Annotated in this window: 18 protein-coding genes; 12 read left to right on the top strand and 6 right to left on the bottom strand. The window is 35.7% G+C overall.

Annotated elements, in window-relative coordinates:
• The first annotated feature begins 117 nt into the window (after positions 1-117).
• The 10 genes from ACNI3C_RS12325 to ACNI3C_RS12280 all read left to right on the top strand — a co-directional run bounded on the left by ACNI3C_RS12325 (position 118) and on the right by ACNI3C_RS12280 (position 9,623).
• Complete coding sequence (locus ACNI3C_RS12325; RefSeq protein ID WP_419770105.1) at positions 118-1,788, top strand: 4Fe-4S binding protein; 1,671 nt, start codon at positions 118-120, stop codon at positions 1,786-1,788.
• Positions 1,781-2,380: a TorD/DmsD family molecular chaperone gene (locus ACNI3C_RS12320; protein WP_419770104.1), complete on the top strand. Its 600-nt coding sequence runs from the start codon at positions 1,781-1,783 to the stop codon at positions 2,378-2,380. Before ACNI3C_RS12325 ends, ACNI3C_RS12320 begins: the two co-directional genes overlap by 8 nt.
• Before the next feature lie 77 nt (positions 2,381-2,457).
• On the top strand, positions 2,458-2,676 hold the full coding sequence (locus ACNI3C_RS12315) for a twin-arginine translocation signal domain-containing protein (protein ID WP_419770103.1): 219 nt from the start codon (positions 2,458-2,460) through the stop codon (positions 2,674-2,676).
• A gap of 14 nt (positions 2,677-2,690) precedes the next feature.
• On the top strand, positions 2,691-5,489 hold the full coding sequence (locus ACNI3C_RS12310) for a molybdopterin-dependent oxidoreductase (RefSeq protein ID WP_419770102.1): 2,799 nt from the start codon (positions 2,691-2,693) through the stop codon (positions 5,487-5,489).
• Positions 5,490-5,498: 9 nt separating this feature from the next.
• Positions 5,499-6,089, top strand: a complete 591-nt coding sequence (fdh3B, locus tag ACNI3C_RS12305; protein ID WP_419770101.1) for a formate dehydrogenase FDH3 subunit beta — start codon at positions 5,499-5,501, stop codon at positions 6,087-6,089.
• Positions 6,090-6,185: 96 nt separating this feature from the next.
• Positions 6,186-7,052: a cytochrome b/b6 domain-containing protein gene (locus tag ACNI3C_RS12300; RefSeq protein ID WP_419770100.1), complete on the top strand. Its 867-nt coding sequence runs from the start codon at positions 6,186-6,188 to the stop codon at positions 7,050-7,052.
• Positions 7,049-7,879 (top strand): formate dehydrogenase accessory sulfurtransferase FdhD, encoded by an 831-nt coding sequence (gene fdhD, locus ACNI3C_RS12295; RefSeq protein ID WP_419770099.1) that lies wholly within the window; start codon positions 7,049-7,051, stop codon positions 7,877-7,879. Before ACNI3C_RS12300 ends, fdhD begins: the two co-directional genes overlap by 4 nt.
• On the top strand, positions 7,872-8,273 hold the full coding sequence (locus tag ACNI3C_RS12290) for a ModE family transcriptional regulator (protein ID WP_419770098.1): 402 nt from the start codon (positions 7,872-7,874) through the stop codon (positions 8,271-8,273). Before fdhD ends, ACNI3C_RS12290 begins: the two co-directional genes overlap by 8 nt.
• Positions 8,266-9,243: a cysteine desulfurase gene (locus ACNI3C_RS12285; RefSeq protein ID WP_419770097.1), complete on the top strand. Its 978-nt coding sequence runs from the start codon at positions 8,266-8,268 to the stop codon at positions 9,241-9,243. Before ACNI3C_RS12290 ends, ACNI3C_RS12285 begins: the two co-directional genes overlap by 8 nt.
• Positions 9,244-9,317: 74 nt before the next feature.
• Complete coding sequence (locus ACNI3C_RS12280; RefSeq protein WP_419770096.1) at positions 9,318-9,623, top strand: monooxygenase; 306 nt, start codon at positions 9,318-9,320, stop codon at positions 9,621-9,623.
• Positions 9,624-10,257: 634 nt separating this feature from the next.
• Here the strand turns inward: ACNI3C_RS12280 and ACNI3C_RS12275 are convergent.
• On the bottom strand, positions 10,258-10,725 hold the full coding sequence (locus ACNI3C_RS12275; RefSeq protein ID WP_419770095.1) for an MOSC domain-containing protein: 468 nt from the start codon (positions 10,723-10,725) through the stop codon (positions 10,258-10,260).
• Between the two features lie 134 nt (positions 10,726-10,859).
• Between ACNI3C_RS12275 and ACNI3C_RS12270 the strand changes: the two genes are divergently transcribed.
• Positions 10,860-11,279: a DoxX family membrane protein gene (locus ACNI3C_RS12270; RefSeq protein ID WP_419770094.1), complete on the top strand. Its 420-nt coding sequence runs from the start codon at positions 10,860-10,862 to the stop codon at positions 11,277-11,279.
• A gap of 22 nt (positions 11,280-11,301) precedes the next feature.
• Here ACNI3C_RS12270 and ACNI3C_RS12265 read toward each other — a convergent pair whose 3' ends face one another.
• The 3 genes from ACNI3C_RS12265 to ACNI3C_RS12255 form a co-directional block, all read right to left on the bottom strand.
• On the bottom strand, positions 11,302-12,270 hold the full coding sequence (locus ACNI3C_RS12265) for an aldolase catalytic domain-containing protein (protein ID WP_419770093.1): 969 nt from the start codon (positions 12,268-12,270) through the stop codon (positions 11,302-11,304).
• 93 nt (positions 12,271-12,363) lie between these two features.
• Positions 12,364-12,852, bottom strand: coding sequence for a nucleoside 2-deoxyribosyltransferase (locus ACNI3C_RS12260; protein WP_419770092.1), 489 nt, complete (start codon positions 12,850-12,852; stop codon positions 12,364-12,366).
• A 7-nt stretch (positions 12,853-12,859) separates the two neighbouring features.
• Positions 12,860-13,090, bottom strand: a complete 231-nt coding sequence (locus tag ACNI3C_RS12255) for a transcriptional antiterminator Rof (protein ID WP_419770091.1) — start codon at positions 13,088-13,090, stop codon at positions 12,860-12,862.
• A 94-nt stretch (positions 13,091-13,184) separates the two neighbouring features.
• Here ACNI3C_RS12255 and ACNI3C_RS12250 point away from each other — a divergent pair, with 94 nt between their 5' ends.
• Positions 13,185-13,883 carry an alpha/beta fold hydrolase gene (locus ACNI3C_RS12250; RefSeq protein WP_419770090.1) on the top strand — a complete coding sequence of 233 codons (699 nt, stop codon included), beginning with the start codon at positions 13,185-13,187 and terminating at the stop codon, positions 13,881-13,883.
• A 165-nt stretch (positions 13,884-14,048) separates the two neighbouring features.
• Here the strand turns inward: ACNI3C_RS12250 and ACNI3C_RS12245 are convergent, their stop codons facing one another.
• A complete protein-coding gene (locus ACNI3C_RS12245) occupies positions 14,049-14,519 on the bottom strand; it encodes a DUF2721 domain-containing protein (RefSeq protein WP_419770089.1) in 471 nt (156 codons plus the stop codon).
• Positions 14,520-14,531: 12 nt separating this feature from the next.
• Complete coding sequence (locus ACNI3C_RS12240) at positions 14,532-14,909, bottom strand: DUF302 domain-containing protein (protein ID WP_419770088.1); 378 nt, start codon at positions 14,907-14,909, stop codon at positions 14,532-14,534.
• Positions 14,910-14,925: the final 16 nt, after the last annotated feature.

Below are 14,925 nucleotides of genomic sequence, written 5' to 3'. Positions count from 1 at the left end.
ATATCGCTAAAAGGGTAACATCTCCTTAAAATAGTAAAATTTATTTAACCATTTAAGAAAAAACAAAGAATAATCAAAATAAAATGGTAAATTATATTTTACCAAAAGGCATAATTTATGCAAGACTTTATCTACTACCATCAAGAGAAATTGCCCTTTCCTTTGAGCGAAGATATTTTAAGTGTTTCTGAACTTCCTTCTTCTTTTGACCACTCTTATATTGTTTCAAACACGCCAATGATTCCCTCGGAAATTATTGCCAAAGAGATCGATTTTTATATTAAAAACTCTCAAGAGAGTTTGTCCAATCAAATGAAGAATATAAAAAAACTCTACGAAATTAATGCCAAAAAATTTGATTGTTCACAAGATATTCCTTATGAACAATTGGTCTCAAATCAGCTTTTAATTATTGGAAGCCATGAAGAAAAGAATGAATTTTTAGAGTACATTGGTTCTGATGAGTTTGAGGTGTTTCATGTGGATGATGCTTTGATAAAAACCATTTCAGGACACATTGGGGCATTAGAAGTGATTGTTTTAAGCAATGAAAAAGAGGTGCCATTAAGTGTCAGCCAAATTGCGTGGTTCAATGCAAAAGAGCCAACAAACAGAAGTGGAGTTGTTAATATTACGTCTGAATCAATTCCTGAAGTCATTGCCCAACTACGAAATAACGTCTCACACTACGCGTATAAAAAGTATCTGACGTATGATGCTTCAATTTGTCAATACCATGAAAGAAGAGAAGAGGTGTGTGGCAAATGTGAAGAGGTGTGTCCAAGCGTTGCTATTACTAAAATTGATGCCAATAAACATTTAGAGTTTTCACAAATTGATTGTTTGGGTTGTGGTGGCTGTATTTCTGTTTGCCCCAGTGGCGCATTGGATTATGCTCCCATGAACAAAGAGAGCATTTTTGAAATTGCACGACTGTATGAAAACCATATCCCTTTGATTGTCCCTAAAAAGATGCACATTGAGAATTTAAATGTGCCTTTAAAAGAGGGCATTTTGCCTTTAGCCATAGAAGGTGAAAAGTTTTTACATGAAAGTACACTTTTGACTCTGCTTCAAGAGTCGGGTTCTCAAATTGTTTTTTATACCGATTTTATGGCAAGAGGAACCAACGATGCCATTGATATGCTCAATGGCATTTATCAAAAAAAATATGGTGTAGACGCCATTTTAGTTGCAAAAAATGAAGAGGAATTAAGCGTAACACTTCAAGAAGCCTCTTTGATTGAAAATTCAAGATATTCGATTCATCAAACCACTGAAAACAAAAGAGAAAACTTTGCCATTCGTTTGGCACATATTGTTCAAAATGAAACATTAGGAACCGTACAAACGGGAGAACATATTGATTATGGTGTGGTAAAAGTCAATGAAGATAATTGTACTTTGTGTTTATCTTGCGTGGGGGCATGTAATGTCAATGCACTTATGGCCGATGCCAAAGACAATACGCTAAGAATTAACCCCAGTTTATGTACAGCGTGTGGATATTGCGAAATTTCCTGTCCTGAAAAAGAGTGTATGAGCATTGAACATAATGTGATAAAACTTGAACCTTCATGGTTTACTTATAATATTTTGGCCCAAGATGAACTCTTTGCTTGTATTGAGTGTGGAAAAGAGTTTGCTACGAAAAAAGCGGTAGAAAAAGTTGCCCAAATGATGGCTCCTATATTTTCACAAATGAGCAAAACAAAAGAGAGAACACTTTACTGTTGTGAAGATTGTAAAGCAAAATTAATGATAAAAGAGGGACTGCTCCATGCATAATGAAGAGATTAATAAAGCGAGAGTTTTTATTTACAATGTATTGTCACTGCTGTTTGTAGAAGAGCATGTGAAAACACAAACACCTATGATTGTAGAGAACTTAAAACTGCTTCAAGAGAATTCATTTAGTGAAGAGGCGGCTAAAGCTATTTTTGAAGTTGTTTCCTATTTAGAAAAAAATGAAGCGGATGCTTTGTATAAAATCTATCAAGAACTTTTTTTGGTTCCTTTTGGCACATACGTTTCCTTGAGCAGCTCTTTGTATCATGAACAAAGAGAAGCAGGATTGATGCTCGTACGGGTGCGAGATATTTTGGCTCAAACAAAAATACGAAGAGATGAAAACAGCTTTAAAGCTCCCGAAGACCACTATGGTTTTATTTTTACTCTCAGCACTTATTTAATTGAAAACAATGCAACACAAAGTACAAAAAAAGATTTACACCAAGAGTTATTCCGTAACGTCATTGACCCTCATATTGACCAATTGATATTGGGGTTAATTGATTCTAAAAATGAAGTCTATGCCAAAGTAGGAATATTTTTAGAAGCGTTTGTGAACTTTGAGCGAAGTTATTTGGCCATCAAATAAGAGAAACGAAAAGTCGCTCTAAGCGTTTTTTTAACGTTTAGAGGGGTTTTTACCCACATAAACAGGAGGAAGTTAGTATGGCTGATGAGTTAAGAAGAAGCTTTATTAAACGAGCGGGAGTCGCTGCTTCTGTCTTGGCTGGTTCTGTTGTTGCAGTTGCATCAACAAGCGAGAGTCAAAACAGAGGAGATGGAAGCGATATTGGAAGCGGTGTTGTTGTAGGAACGGCACACAAAAAAGAGATTTTATATAAAAAAACCAAAGCGTGGAATGAATTTTACAACGCTGCTAAATAGATAAAGGAGAAGATATGGGGATGCTAAAAAGCTTCAGTAGAAGAAGTTTTCTAAAAATGGCGACATTGGCATCAGCTGTAGGCGCAACTTCTGCATTTGCTTCAAATGGGGTATTAAGAGATGCAAAGGAAGAAGAGATTAAAAATCCTTTTCCTGGTTCAAAACTTATTAAAACCATTTGTACGTATTGTTCAGTAGGATGCGGTGTTATAGCTGAAGTTCAAAATGGAGTTTGGGTGAGACAAGAAGTTGCCCAAGACCATCCAATCAGCCACGGGGGACATTGTTGTAAAGGGGCAGATATGATTGACAAAGTCAGATCAACCAACCGACTGCAATATCCGATTGAGAAAAAAGATGGAAAGTGGAACAGAGTCAGTTGGGATGATGCCATGAGTAACATTTCAAATCAACTCAACACGTTAAGAGAAAAATATGGTCCCGATGCCGTTCAATTTTTAGGTTCATCAAAAGTGAACAATGAACAAGCGTTTTATATTCGAAAATTTGCTGCCATGTTTGGTACAAATAATATTGACCAACAAGCACGTATTTGCCACAGTCCAACGGTTGCGGGTGTTGCAAACACTTGGGGGTATGGAGCCATGACAAATCACATTGGTGATATGCAAAACTCTAAAGCCATTATTGTATTTGGAGCAAATCCCGCTTCAAATCACCCAATAGCCATGCAACATATTTTAAAAGCCAAAGAGCAAAATGGAGCCAAATTAATTGTAATTGATCCACGATATACCAAAACAGCGGCTAAAAGTGATATCTATTGTCGAATTCGACCAGGGACGGATATTGCGTTTATGTATGGAATGATTCGATTGATTAAACACAACAATTGGTTTGATAAAAGTTTTATTGCTGACCGTGTTTATGGAATGGATGAAATTTTCAGTGAGTGTGAACAATATACACCCGAAGTCGTAGAAGACATCACCGGTTGTCCAAAAGATATGTTGATTCAAGCGACAACAGTCTTTGCACAAGCAGATCCAGGGTCATTGATTTGGAATCAAGGATTAACACAACACACCATCGGTTCTTCAAATACACGATTGGCTTCAATTGTACAATTGGTATTGGGTAACTTAGGTAAAACAGGTGGGGGATGTAATATCTTAAGAGGACACGACAATGTTCAAGGTGCGACAGACTTAGGATGTTTGGCTGATACACTTCCAGGGTATTATGGATTATCAGAAGGTTCATGGAAATATTTTGCAAAACAGTGGAATGTCGATTATTCATGGTTAAAAAGTCGATTTAAAACCAAAGAGATGATGGAATCAAAAGGGTTCAGTTTGAGTCTTTGGATACACGGTGTTTTAGATAAAGAGAATGAAGTTAATAATGCTGGAACACCTATTAAAGCCATTGTATGTATTGGAAATGGTATTTCAACCATTACACAAACGCATGTGGTTAAAGAAGCGCTGGATAAATTGGAATTGGTTGTTTTTATTGACCCATATGTCAATGATGCAGCTGTTATTACCACACGAAAAAACAATATGTTTATTTTACCAGCAACTTCTCAAATGGAAACAGAAGGAACGGTTGTCAATACTTCAAGAACGGCACAATGGCGATATAAAGTCGTTGATCCTTTATATGAGTCACGACCAGACCATGAAATTTTATTTGATTTTGCAAAACGATTGGGATTTTATGAGCAATTTGTTGCAGGTATGGGCAAAGGCGATAAATTTAATTGGCCAGATGATGCAACCAATGAAATTGCCCGAAGTTTAAAAACCATTGGAATGCAAGGACGAACGGCTGAACGTATTAAAAAACATACCGATAATTGGCATCTGTTTGATTCGGTCTCTTTAAAAGGGAAAGGTGTAGTAAGTAAAGAGTATTACGGTTTACCTTGGCCTTGTTGGACACAAGAACACCCAGGAAGCCCAGTATTGTATAACATTAAATTGCCTGTTTCTCAAGGGGGAATGGGATTTAGAAACCGATTTGGACTAGAAAGAGATGGAACAAGTCTGCTCTCTGCTTCTGGAAGTGCACCCGTTGGTTCAAGAATCAAAGGGGGATATGCCGAAATCACTTCTGCAAACATTGAAGAGCTTAGCGGTATTAAATTAAGTGACTCCGAGAAAAAAGCCGTTGAAGGGAAAAATTGGAAAACAGATGACAGTGGTATTTTAAACAAATATGCACTCAAAGCTGGGTTAGCCCCTTATGGAAATGCAAGAGCAAGAACGATTGTATGGAATTTTATTGATAATATTCCAAAACACAGAGAGCCATTGCACTCATTCAGACCCGATTTGGTTAAAAAGTACCCATCGGTAAAAGATAAACTCAATCACTTTAGAACCAATGTTCGATACGAAACAGAACAAAATGCACAAGCGTGGGTAAAAGATTATCCAGTAAATATTGTATCGGGAAGAATTGTAATGCACTTTGGTACAGGTACAGAAACCAGAGCATCAAAATATCTTGCAGAGTTATCGCCTGATATGTATGGAGAAGTACACCCTAATTTTGCAGCAACGTTGGGTTTAAAAGATGGTGACATGATGTGGGTTTATGGAACAGGAGAGGGAAAAATTAAAATCAGATGTAAATACAGTTACAGTGTGGCTGAAAATTATGTCTTTTTACCTCAAAACTTTTCGGGAGTTTGGCAAGGTGAAAATTTGGGATACCGATATCCTGAAAAAACAGCTCCGTATGGTTATGGTGAAAACTCAAATCAAGTTACAAGTTATGGTTTCGACCAACAAACAGCTTGCCCTGAAACAAAATGTTCACTTGTCAGATTAGAAAAAGCGTAGGAGAGTAGTATGACTAAACCAGATTTTGCACGAATGAAATTTTACTGCGATGAAAAGCTTTGTATTGATTGTAATGGGTGTGTTGTTGCGTGTAAAGAAGCACATGAAATTCCAGTTGGGATTAATAGAAGAAAAGTTGTAACAGTAAATGAAGGTGTTGTAGGCAAAGAGATTTCAGTATCAATGGCCTGTATGCATTGTGCGGATGCCCCTTGTGAAAAGGTGTGTCCTGTAGATTGTTTTTACATCCGAGCCGATGGCATTGTTTTACACGACAAAGACAAATGTATTGGGTGTGGATATTGTCTGTTTGCTTGTCCGTTTGGCGCACCACAATTTCCTAAAAATGGTGCTTTTGGTACCAAAGGGAAAATGGACAAATGTACCATGTGTTCAGGTGGTCCTGAAGAGACAAACTCTCCTGAAGAGTTTGAAAAATATGGTCAAAACAGAATGGCAGAAGGCAAAGTTCCAATGTGTGCTTCAATGTGTTCGACTAAAGCATTACTTGTAGGTGATGCCAACGAAGTAGCGTTGATTAAAACATATCGAGCCACAACTAAAGGAAAAGGAATAGCAACCGAAGCTATGGGGTGGTAACAGATGGAGAATAGCTCATTTTTTAATAGAAATAAAGCATATATTCTAACATTTCTTGGGCTTGGCATCGTTGGATTTATATTTTTAAAGTATCTTATGATTATAGATTGGGGATACTTTATTCAATATAAGATTCATCTGCTTTTTGGTGGAAATTTGGACGGAGTGTTAACTCCTCCAAGTTCTGCATATGAAGCAATGGTCAATAAAGCATTTGGACCAAACTATACGGCATTTGCACCTGAAATTATACGAGCAAGTAATGAAAGACAACTCTATATTTGGTGGGTTTTTGTTGCAGAAATTGCTATTTTTTGTGTGGTCTATGTAATAAGTGGAAGAAAAAGTGCCACGATTCATAATCCAAATGATGAAGTTCAAGTCTTCTCAATTTACCACAGAGCAATTATTTGGCTCAATGTTGTTTTTATGATTACACTTATTATTACAGGGTTTAATATCACTTGGGGACTTCGTTCTGAGGGGGGATTGATTCCTTTTTTATTAAGAGGTACTCATGAAATGGCGGGGCTTTTTTGGTTTCCGGTTTGGTTATTGATGAGTATCATTGCTTTTAAAGACTCTAAGATGTTATTTAAAAACAGCTTACTGAAAAAAATAGTTTTGCCAGGAAAGTATAAACCCATGAAAAGAATAATATATTTCTTTTTCGTCTTAATGGGAGCAGGGCTTTTAGTCAGTGGTGCCATCATTTGGTATTTACACCCAGATGCTTATACGAATGCACACTTTATTCAGTTTAAGCGATTGTTGTTGTACATTCACTTTGGATCAAGTGTATTGATTATGTTTTTTCTTATGGATTTTGTCTACTCCTCTTTGGTGGCAGTAGAAGGGAATTTAAAAGGACTCATAACGGGGAAATATCCACGAGAATATTTGGAGCAACTTTCCCCTGATATTTTAGAAGATATAGAAAATAAAAAAGGGAAAGTGGCATGACTAAGCCAATGAGAAGTGAAAACTTCTCCCTTTTTCCTTCAGACTTAAAACACTTTTGCAAAGAGGTGATAATAGAAAAGTTTGATGAAAATGGGATAGAATTAATTGAAGATGATGTGATAAAAGAAGAGCGTATTGAGTTTTTTCTTAATGGCGAAAAGTTTCTCTCTGTTATGTCCATTGCTCAAGACCAAGATGCACACATTGTTGGGTTTTTACTCAGTGAAGCGGTGATTCAAAGTTTTGATGATGTTGACAATGTCAATATCTCTGAAGATGGTTTGAAAGTCAATATTGTTGCAAAAATCAGTCAAGAGGGTTATGCCAATTTATTTAAAGAGAAAACCTTAACATCAGGGTGTTGTGTGGGGGTAACGGGAAATGCCGATAAAAGTTTTGAGTGTGCTTTTGTCAATACCAAATACAGCGTAAATGCCAATGATATTTTAAATAATATGCGATCATTTAACCAACCCAGCAATCTTTTTGAATACACAGGTTGTGTGCATAAAGCAGAACTTGTTTTAGAAGATGGTACAATTTTTACATCTGAAGATATCGGACGACATAATGCCATTGATAAAGTTGTAGGACTTGCTTGTATGGCGAAAAAAGATATTAAAAAATCAGTACTGTATGCCAGTGGACGACTCTCTATGGAGATGGTAGTTAAGTGTGTGATGCACAAAATTCCTATTGTCGTTTCAAAAGCCGCAGTAACGTTCCAAGGCATAAAAGCTGCCAACGAACACGGTATTACTCTTATTGGGTTTGCCAGAAATAAAAAAATGAATATTTACACACACTCAGGTAGGATAGATGTCTGAATTCCAGTTGGATAATACACAAAAAGAATTACTGTTAAATAATTTAGATGAAGAGGGGAAACTTTCGTGTTTAAAAGCCTTTAAAGTGGCACGACTTATTGGGGTAAAACCCATAGAGATGTCGGATGCTTGTGAAAGCATGAACATTAAAATTACCAACTGTGAATTGGGCGTTTTTGGAAAACTTGTGTTTTTAGATTTCCAAGAAGAGATATACAACAACTTAAAGAGAAATTTTGCTTACGGTACAGATATAGAGTGCAAAGTTTTGTGGGAAGAAGCACGAACATCCACACTAAAAAAAGTTGGAGCGACGGTCAAACACTCTGATATTGAAGTGACCCATTGTCAGTTGGGATGTTTTCGGACACGACAAGGCAAAAAGAGTGATTAAACTCAATTTTCTGCAATTGAATAAATCAAAAAATTTTACGATAGATAACACTTTATGCATGAGTGCCTTGGTTGCCAATGAAACGTTTGAAGCGTTATGTTTGGCATATAAAAATCGTTTTAACCACAGCAAACTAAAAACGTTTGCCTTTTCAAAAGAGGGGTTTCTAGGACTCTTTTTAGAACTGAATGCAAAAATTGGTGTGAGTTTAGGTGAAAGCCAAGCCGTGATAGATGGGGCAAAACTTTATGAGCAATTGGGCTTTGAAGTGGTTTGGATTGGTTTAAACCCAGATGGAAAAGTAAATCTATTTGAACTTAAAAACAAAACGATGGATTTTCTTTTTTTATCTTCTTATGTCATGGATACCTTTGTAACAACTTCAATCAAAGAGGTGAAAAGCCAAACTCAAGCCAAAATTATCTCCAATGGAAGTGCGCATTGGGATGCCTTAAGTGATATGCTCTATTTTGACAACTACAAACTCACGGGCTTTAACACCAATGGGGTTCTGCTTTTTAGCGATGACTCTTTTTCTCTTTTATCCATTGGACAAATCGATACCCTTGCTGCAAAAATCTGTTTTGAGGCTTTGAGTACGCAACACTTTAATACAGCACTCAAAACCAAATTTGAAGCCAAACTCAAAGTACAATTCAAAGAGGATATTTACTTTTTTGTCAATCCAAATGATACTTTAGACTATGCCTTGCACTTTGGACTTAAAGGCATAAAAGCCAGAGAGTTAATACGCACCTTAGCATTGAGTGAAATCTACATCACCAACGGGGAAGGGTGCTCTTTAGGCTTATCAAAGCCATCAAGAATTGTCCAAGCCATGGGTTACGATGAAACCACCAGCCGCAATGCCATTTGTTTTTCATTTGTTGATGAATTAAGTGATGATGATGTAGAAAAAGTTGTGAAAATGATGTTTATAAAATATAAACAGATACGTTCATTTTCTTAGAATGATACATTTTTACTTGAACTTATTTAATAAAATGGTAAAGTAGCACGTTAAAAACTTTTGGAGAAAATAAAATGAAATATATTTTACAAGTAGATTTTCCACACGATGGAATTTTTAAAGAAGAGTTTTCTAAAGCTTTTGTAAGTTTAGCAGAAGATATCAAACAAGAAGCGGGTTTGATATGGAAAATATGGACAGAGAATGAAAGCACCAAAGAAGCAGGTGGAATTTATCTGTTTGATAATGAAAACGACGCCAAACGTTATTTGGAAAAACACACAAAACGTTTAGAATCGTTTGGGTATACCAATATCAGAGCAAAGATTTTTGAAGTCAATGCACCATTAAGTGCAATTACTAATGCTTCTTTAGTATAGTTTTTAATTTTTGTTGAGAAGAGAGTGATTTTTAAAGAGATTCCCATATTACCAAGCTGTGGCTATGAAGTAAGGTTTTGCTGGACGTCTCTTGAAAAGCTAAAGCTTTCCGCTTCCACTTTCTTTATCCGTAAAGAAAGTTCGCAAAGAAAACTCACCACGGGCTTCGACGGCAAAGCTACCCTCCGTATTTTAAATTATTTATTGCGTTGCGGAACTCACTAAAATGACCGTTTAGGTCATTTCTTAACGTTCAAACAGTCCTCACTTGTTACCATAAATAATTCAAAATACTCCGGCGTCTGCAGATGTGGTAATATCTCTAGTATTCAAACTATCTTTTGTAACTTGAATATATGGAAGTTCCAAGTATAGAAAAATCAAATATGCAAATGTCCTTATCCCCTCTTTTCCAACTCCGAAGCAGGGGGAAACTTGTGCTAAATGCACAAGGCAAACTTCGTGCGTTAAGCCGAACATTTAATCGTTGGTGGTTTTCTCAAAGAGAGTGCAAGCACAAGGCTTACTTTGTCCATACAAAGTGAGAGAAGCGAAGACCGTTAGAGGGTTAAGAGTGATTATAAACTCTCACACCCGTTAGGTTAAATATCTATTTTAATGCCATTATAAACTCTTAAACCTCAATTTGAGAATTTAAATCTATGCTTCCCCCTTTTACAATCTCTGCTCTTAATCCACCTTTGTGTTGCATGTTTTTTAAAAACTCTTCATTGCTTAACTCTTTGGCCAAACAGTTGCATGGTTCACACAAACGAATCCCTTTCAGTATTACATCAGCTATTTGAAACTCTTTGCCTACTAATGCGTTTAAATCACAATTTGACACCACAATATTTCTTCTGAAATCTTCTGCCCGTGTTGTTTGATTGCACGCTTGGTTAAAGGCTTCTATTTTTTCTATCTCTATGAGGGTAACATCTCTGTCGGGTTCTACTTCACCTTTGTTTGAAAAGGTGCCTTCTTGGGCACAGTATCTGTCGCCAAAAATTCCTTTTTTCTCTTCTAAAATAATTTGATTGACACTTTGCATGGCACTTTTTGGATCTTTAGAAATAAGAAGTTTTACAATTTTACCTGACATGGGATTCCTTTTTTTCTTTTAAGTATAACCAAAAAAGATTAAAGAATAACTCTTTTATACTAATAATGATAATAACTATTAATATAGATTAAAGGAACTCTGTTTTATAATTCTTTTTTTAAAAAAGGAACAATATGGAAAAGACGATTAGGTTGATGAGAATCTCATTAGGGATTATTTTTTTGTGGTATGGAATGTTAAAATTTTTTCCAAATATAAGCCCAGCAGAGGGCTTGGCAACACAAACCATTGATATACTTCTGTTTGGATTAATCAAACACAGTGTATCCATTAAACTCTTGGCACTTTGGGAAGTGGTCATTGGTTTTGGGTTTATTTTTGGTTGGTATACGCGGTTTATTGTTGCGTTGTTTATTGTGCATATGGCGTGCACATTTACTCCACTGTTTTTATTGCCAGAGCTTACTTTTACACACGCTCCTTATGCATTTACGATTGTGGGACAATATATTGTGAAAAATCTGATTTTTGTTTTAGCTGGAATATTGATATATCAGCAAGAAGTGGCTTGCAAAAGAGCACAAGTAGTTTAAATGAAGACCTTAGCGGTCTTCATTATTCTGCCAGTAAATTTCTGTAAAACTCTCGGTATTTGGTATCCCCTTCGTCTCTGGCTTTCATGGCAGCACGCGGGTGTTCGTTGAGTTGTCCTGTGAGCATATAAGGAATTGAATATCCCCAATCAAGCTCTTTTTCTAAAGGCACAATAAACTCTTCGATAAATTTTAAAATCGGCATCATTTTATATTTTGGGTTTTTTAAAAATCCAATTAAGAGTTCCATTGGACAGTTTCCTGCACCTCGCCCAAGTCCTGAAATAGTAACATCAAGAAAACTCGCTCCATAAATCATGGCTTCAATGGTATTGGCGTATGCCAGTTGTAAATTGTTGTGCGCATGAATACCAATTTTTTTACCTGTTTTTTCGGCATAACTTAGATATTTTTCGGTTAATTTATTGATTTGTTCTGGATAAAATGAACCAAAACTGTCCGCAATATAGATAATATCAACGGGGGTTTTGCTTAATTGTTCTAACACTTCATTAAGTTCATCATCAAATGATTTTGAAATGGCCATGATATTGACTGTCGTTTCATACCCTTTTCCATGTGCTTCATTGATTAACTCAATCGCAGCTGGGAGTTGGTGAATATAGGTTGCAATTCGAACCATATCAATGACACTTTCACTTTTTGGAAGCAGTTCAGAACTGACTGTTCTTCCAATGTCTGACATAACGGCAATTTTCATGTCGGTATTGTTTTCACCTACAATTCTTCGGATATCTTCCTCTTTACAAAAGTTCCAAGCCCCATACTCCTCTTCACTCATGAGTGTGGGAGAATTGTTTTTTCCAATTTCCATATAGTCCACACCTGCAGCCACACAAGTGTCATAGTGTGCTTTCACAAACTCATCTGTAAAGTGGTAGTTGTTCACCAATCCACCGTCTCGGATAGTACAATCGAAAACTTTAATGTCTTCTCTTACGCTTAAAATTGAACCTTTTTTTTCAATCATCGTTAATCAGTCCCTTAATTTTTTAAATAGCGTCAATAATAGCTTAAAGCGACTCAAAGGAAAATTAACTGAATGCGTTAATTGAAAAAAAAGTCAAACGGTTTTTTGAATAATATTTAAACATTCCATAAAAGTTGTGGCAACTACACGATTTGAAAACATCAAATTATGTGTTAAACCAAAATCTTCTATGGTGTTGTTCTCATTGTCTGTTTTGGCATTGTCCAAAAGGTGTAAGGCGTCAATGGCTTTCTCTTTTAAACTGCGCATATCGTTGCTGTAGGCGAACACTTGTTTTCCCAATGCTTGCGCATAACCCACTTCCCAAACGGTTCCACTGTCAGGTTCAGGTCCTCTAAAAGGGGAGAGATTTGCAAGAACAATATCACATGCGTGAATCATTTTAATGTTCTCTTTTTGTATTTTTGTTGCAATTTCCAAAAGAGAATCACCTGTGATTTCATTGTCTAAAGGAAACAGTCCCATAAAGCCAGCTTTTAAGCAGAGTTGTTTTAATGTTTCTCCATGCTCTTTGGCATGGGGTAAAAAAACATCGGGGCCAGCTAAATATATTTTTTTCATTTTTATTTTACTCCTGTATGTGTCGTCTGCCATTAAAGATGATAATTTTATTCAGAGCTATTTTCTCTTTGGATTTTAACACCATAAACTCTTTTCCTTCAATGACTTCAAGTGTTTTAACTAAACCTTTGATGGTTTTTTTCTCTTCATTTTCAAAATAGACAATGGTTGAAGGGATGGCTCTTTCTATAGCAACAATTAATTGGTCGAAAAAAGCGTTTGAAATGGGTGTGTACATTGGAAACTTTCTATTTTTTGATATTTTAATATGAGTTAGGTTAAAAAGTCATTGTCAAATTGACATCAAATATCTATTAGAATATGATTCTATTATGAAAACAAAAATATATCTTCTGCCTGGCATCATGTGCAATCAAAATTTGTGGAGGGAGTTAACGCCTTTTTTTAAAGAGCAATATGAACTCATTCACGTACCCATTCCTTTAAAAACAAATTTTGATGAAATAATAAAATCTTTAGAACTCTTTTTGCCACAAGAGCCCATAAACTTATTGGGTTTTTCATTGGGAGGTTACGTTGCATCATATTTTGCAACAAGTTATCCTAAGAGAGTTAAGAGGCTTTTTATCGTTGGCAACAGTGCATGTTCAATTTCTCAAGAAGAGATTGATAAACGAAAAAAAGCGATTGAATTTACGCAAAGCTATCGCTTCAAAGGATTGAGCAGAAAAAAAGTGCAAAGTTTATTGGAAGAGAAAAACCAAAACAATGAAAATTTAATTGCATTAATTCAAAATATGTATGTTAATTTGGGCGAAGAGGTTTACACAACACAAATCACAGCAACGTTGCATCGAAAAGATTTGTTTGAAGATATGTTGAAATTAACACTTCCTTTGACTTTTTTTTACAGTAAAAAAGACAGATTGGTGGATATACTTTGGCTTGAATCTTTTGCCAAAGCCTCTTCTCAAGCCGTTTTTATTACGAATGAAAGCAGCAGTCATATGTTGCCTTTAGAAAAGCCTTATGAACTCTCAACTGCCATTAAAAAGTGGGTTCAGTTCTAAATTTATTGGTCTATTTCATCTTTGATGGTAATGATCCACTCTTTGCATTTTGGGTCTTTTTTGAGGGCATCAATCTTTTTTTGTGTCAAATGTTGATAGCTCATTTTTTTTCCATCAAAAATAATCACTTCAAACGTTTGTTGGGTAAAAAAACGTTTGAATCGCTTAAGCATCAGGAATATAACTCTGTTTACTTTTAATAAAAGAGGTGGTAAAAAAGATCTCTTTTAAAAAAAGCATTAATGCTATAATCAATGAAAGCATTGCAAGAATAAAAAGTACAGAGATAAACAATTCACTGTTAAACCCCATTAATTGACTCAAAAACATGGTAACAATAACAAGTGCAATGAGAAGACCCGTCGCTGTACAAAAAAGAATGGCTAAATTGGTATTTTTCATTCGCATTGCCAAAAAATCTCTTCGTTGCTTCATGCTTTTATACTCTTTATTTTCGCCTTTTAGTTGTTCTTCATATTTGTCGAGTTTTTCAACTTTATCAATAATACGAGAAAGCCGTCCTGTGAAAACATTTAAAAGTCCTGCAACACCTGCAAGTAAAAATACAGGCGCAACGGAGAGTTGTATGAGTTGTGAAACAGAAGTGATAATACTGGTATTTTCAACACTTAACATGGTGAACCTTTCTTATTTTACTTTTTCAATCATCTCTAAAAGAGTCTCTTGCGTATCTTGGGCTAAGTCAATTAAGTCTGGGTTAATGTCATCAACGAGTTGCGCCAAAGAGTTTAGGGCAATGGTGGTTTTCCCCTCTTGTGTATACACTGCAATTTTACAAGGCATAATGGCAGCAAGAGTTATATCTTCACTTAAAAATTGCATGGCCACATTGGGATTGCAAATATCAAGGACTTGACAATCATTTGGAAACTCAAATCCTTTTGATTTGAGTGTCTCTTGAATATTATGAACATGAAGAACACCAAATTTATAAGAGGGAGAAATCTCTTTGATGGCGTCTACAATTTCTTGAACACTTTTGGTACTGGTTTGCATATATTGCATTAAAATTCCTTATTTG

Source organism: Marinarcus sediminis (SeqCode) (assembly GCF_048571275.1).
In the GTDB taxonomy this organism is placed as follows: domain Bacteria; phylum Campylobacterota; class Campylobacteria; order Campylobacterales; family Arcobacteraceae; genus Marinarcus; species Marinarcus sediminis.
The sequence above is the reverse complement of the archived record's forward strand: the minus strand, read 5'-3'. Positions and strand labels throughout refer to the sequence as shown.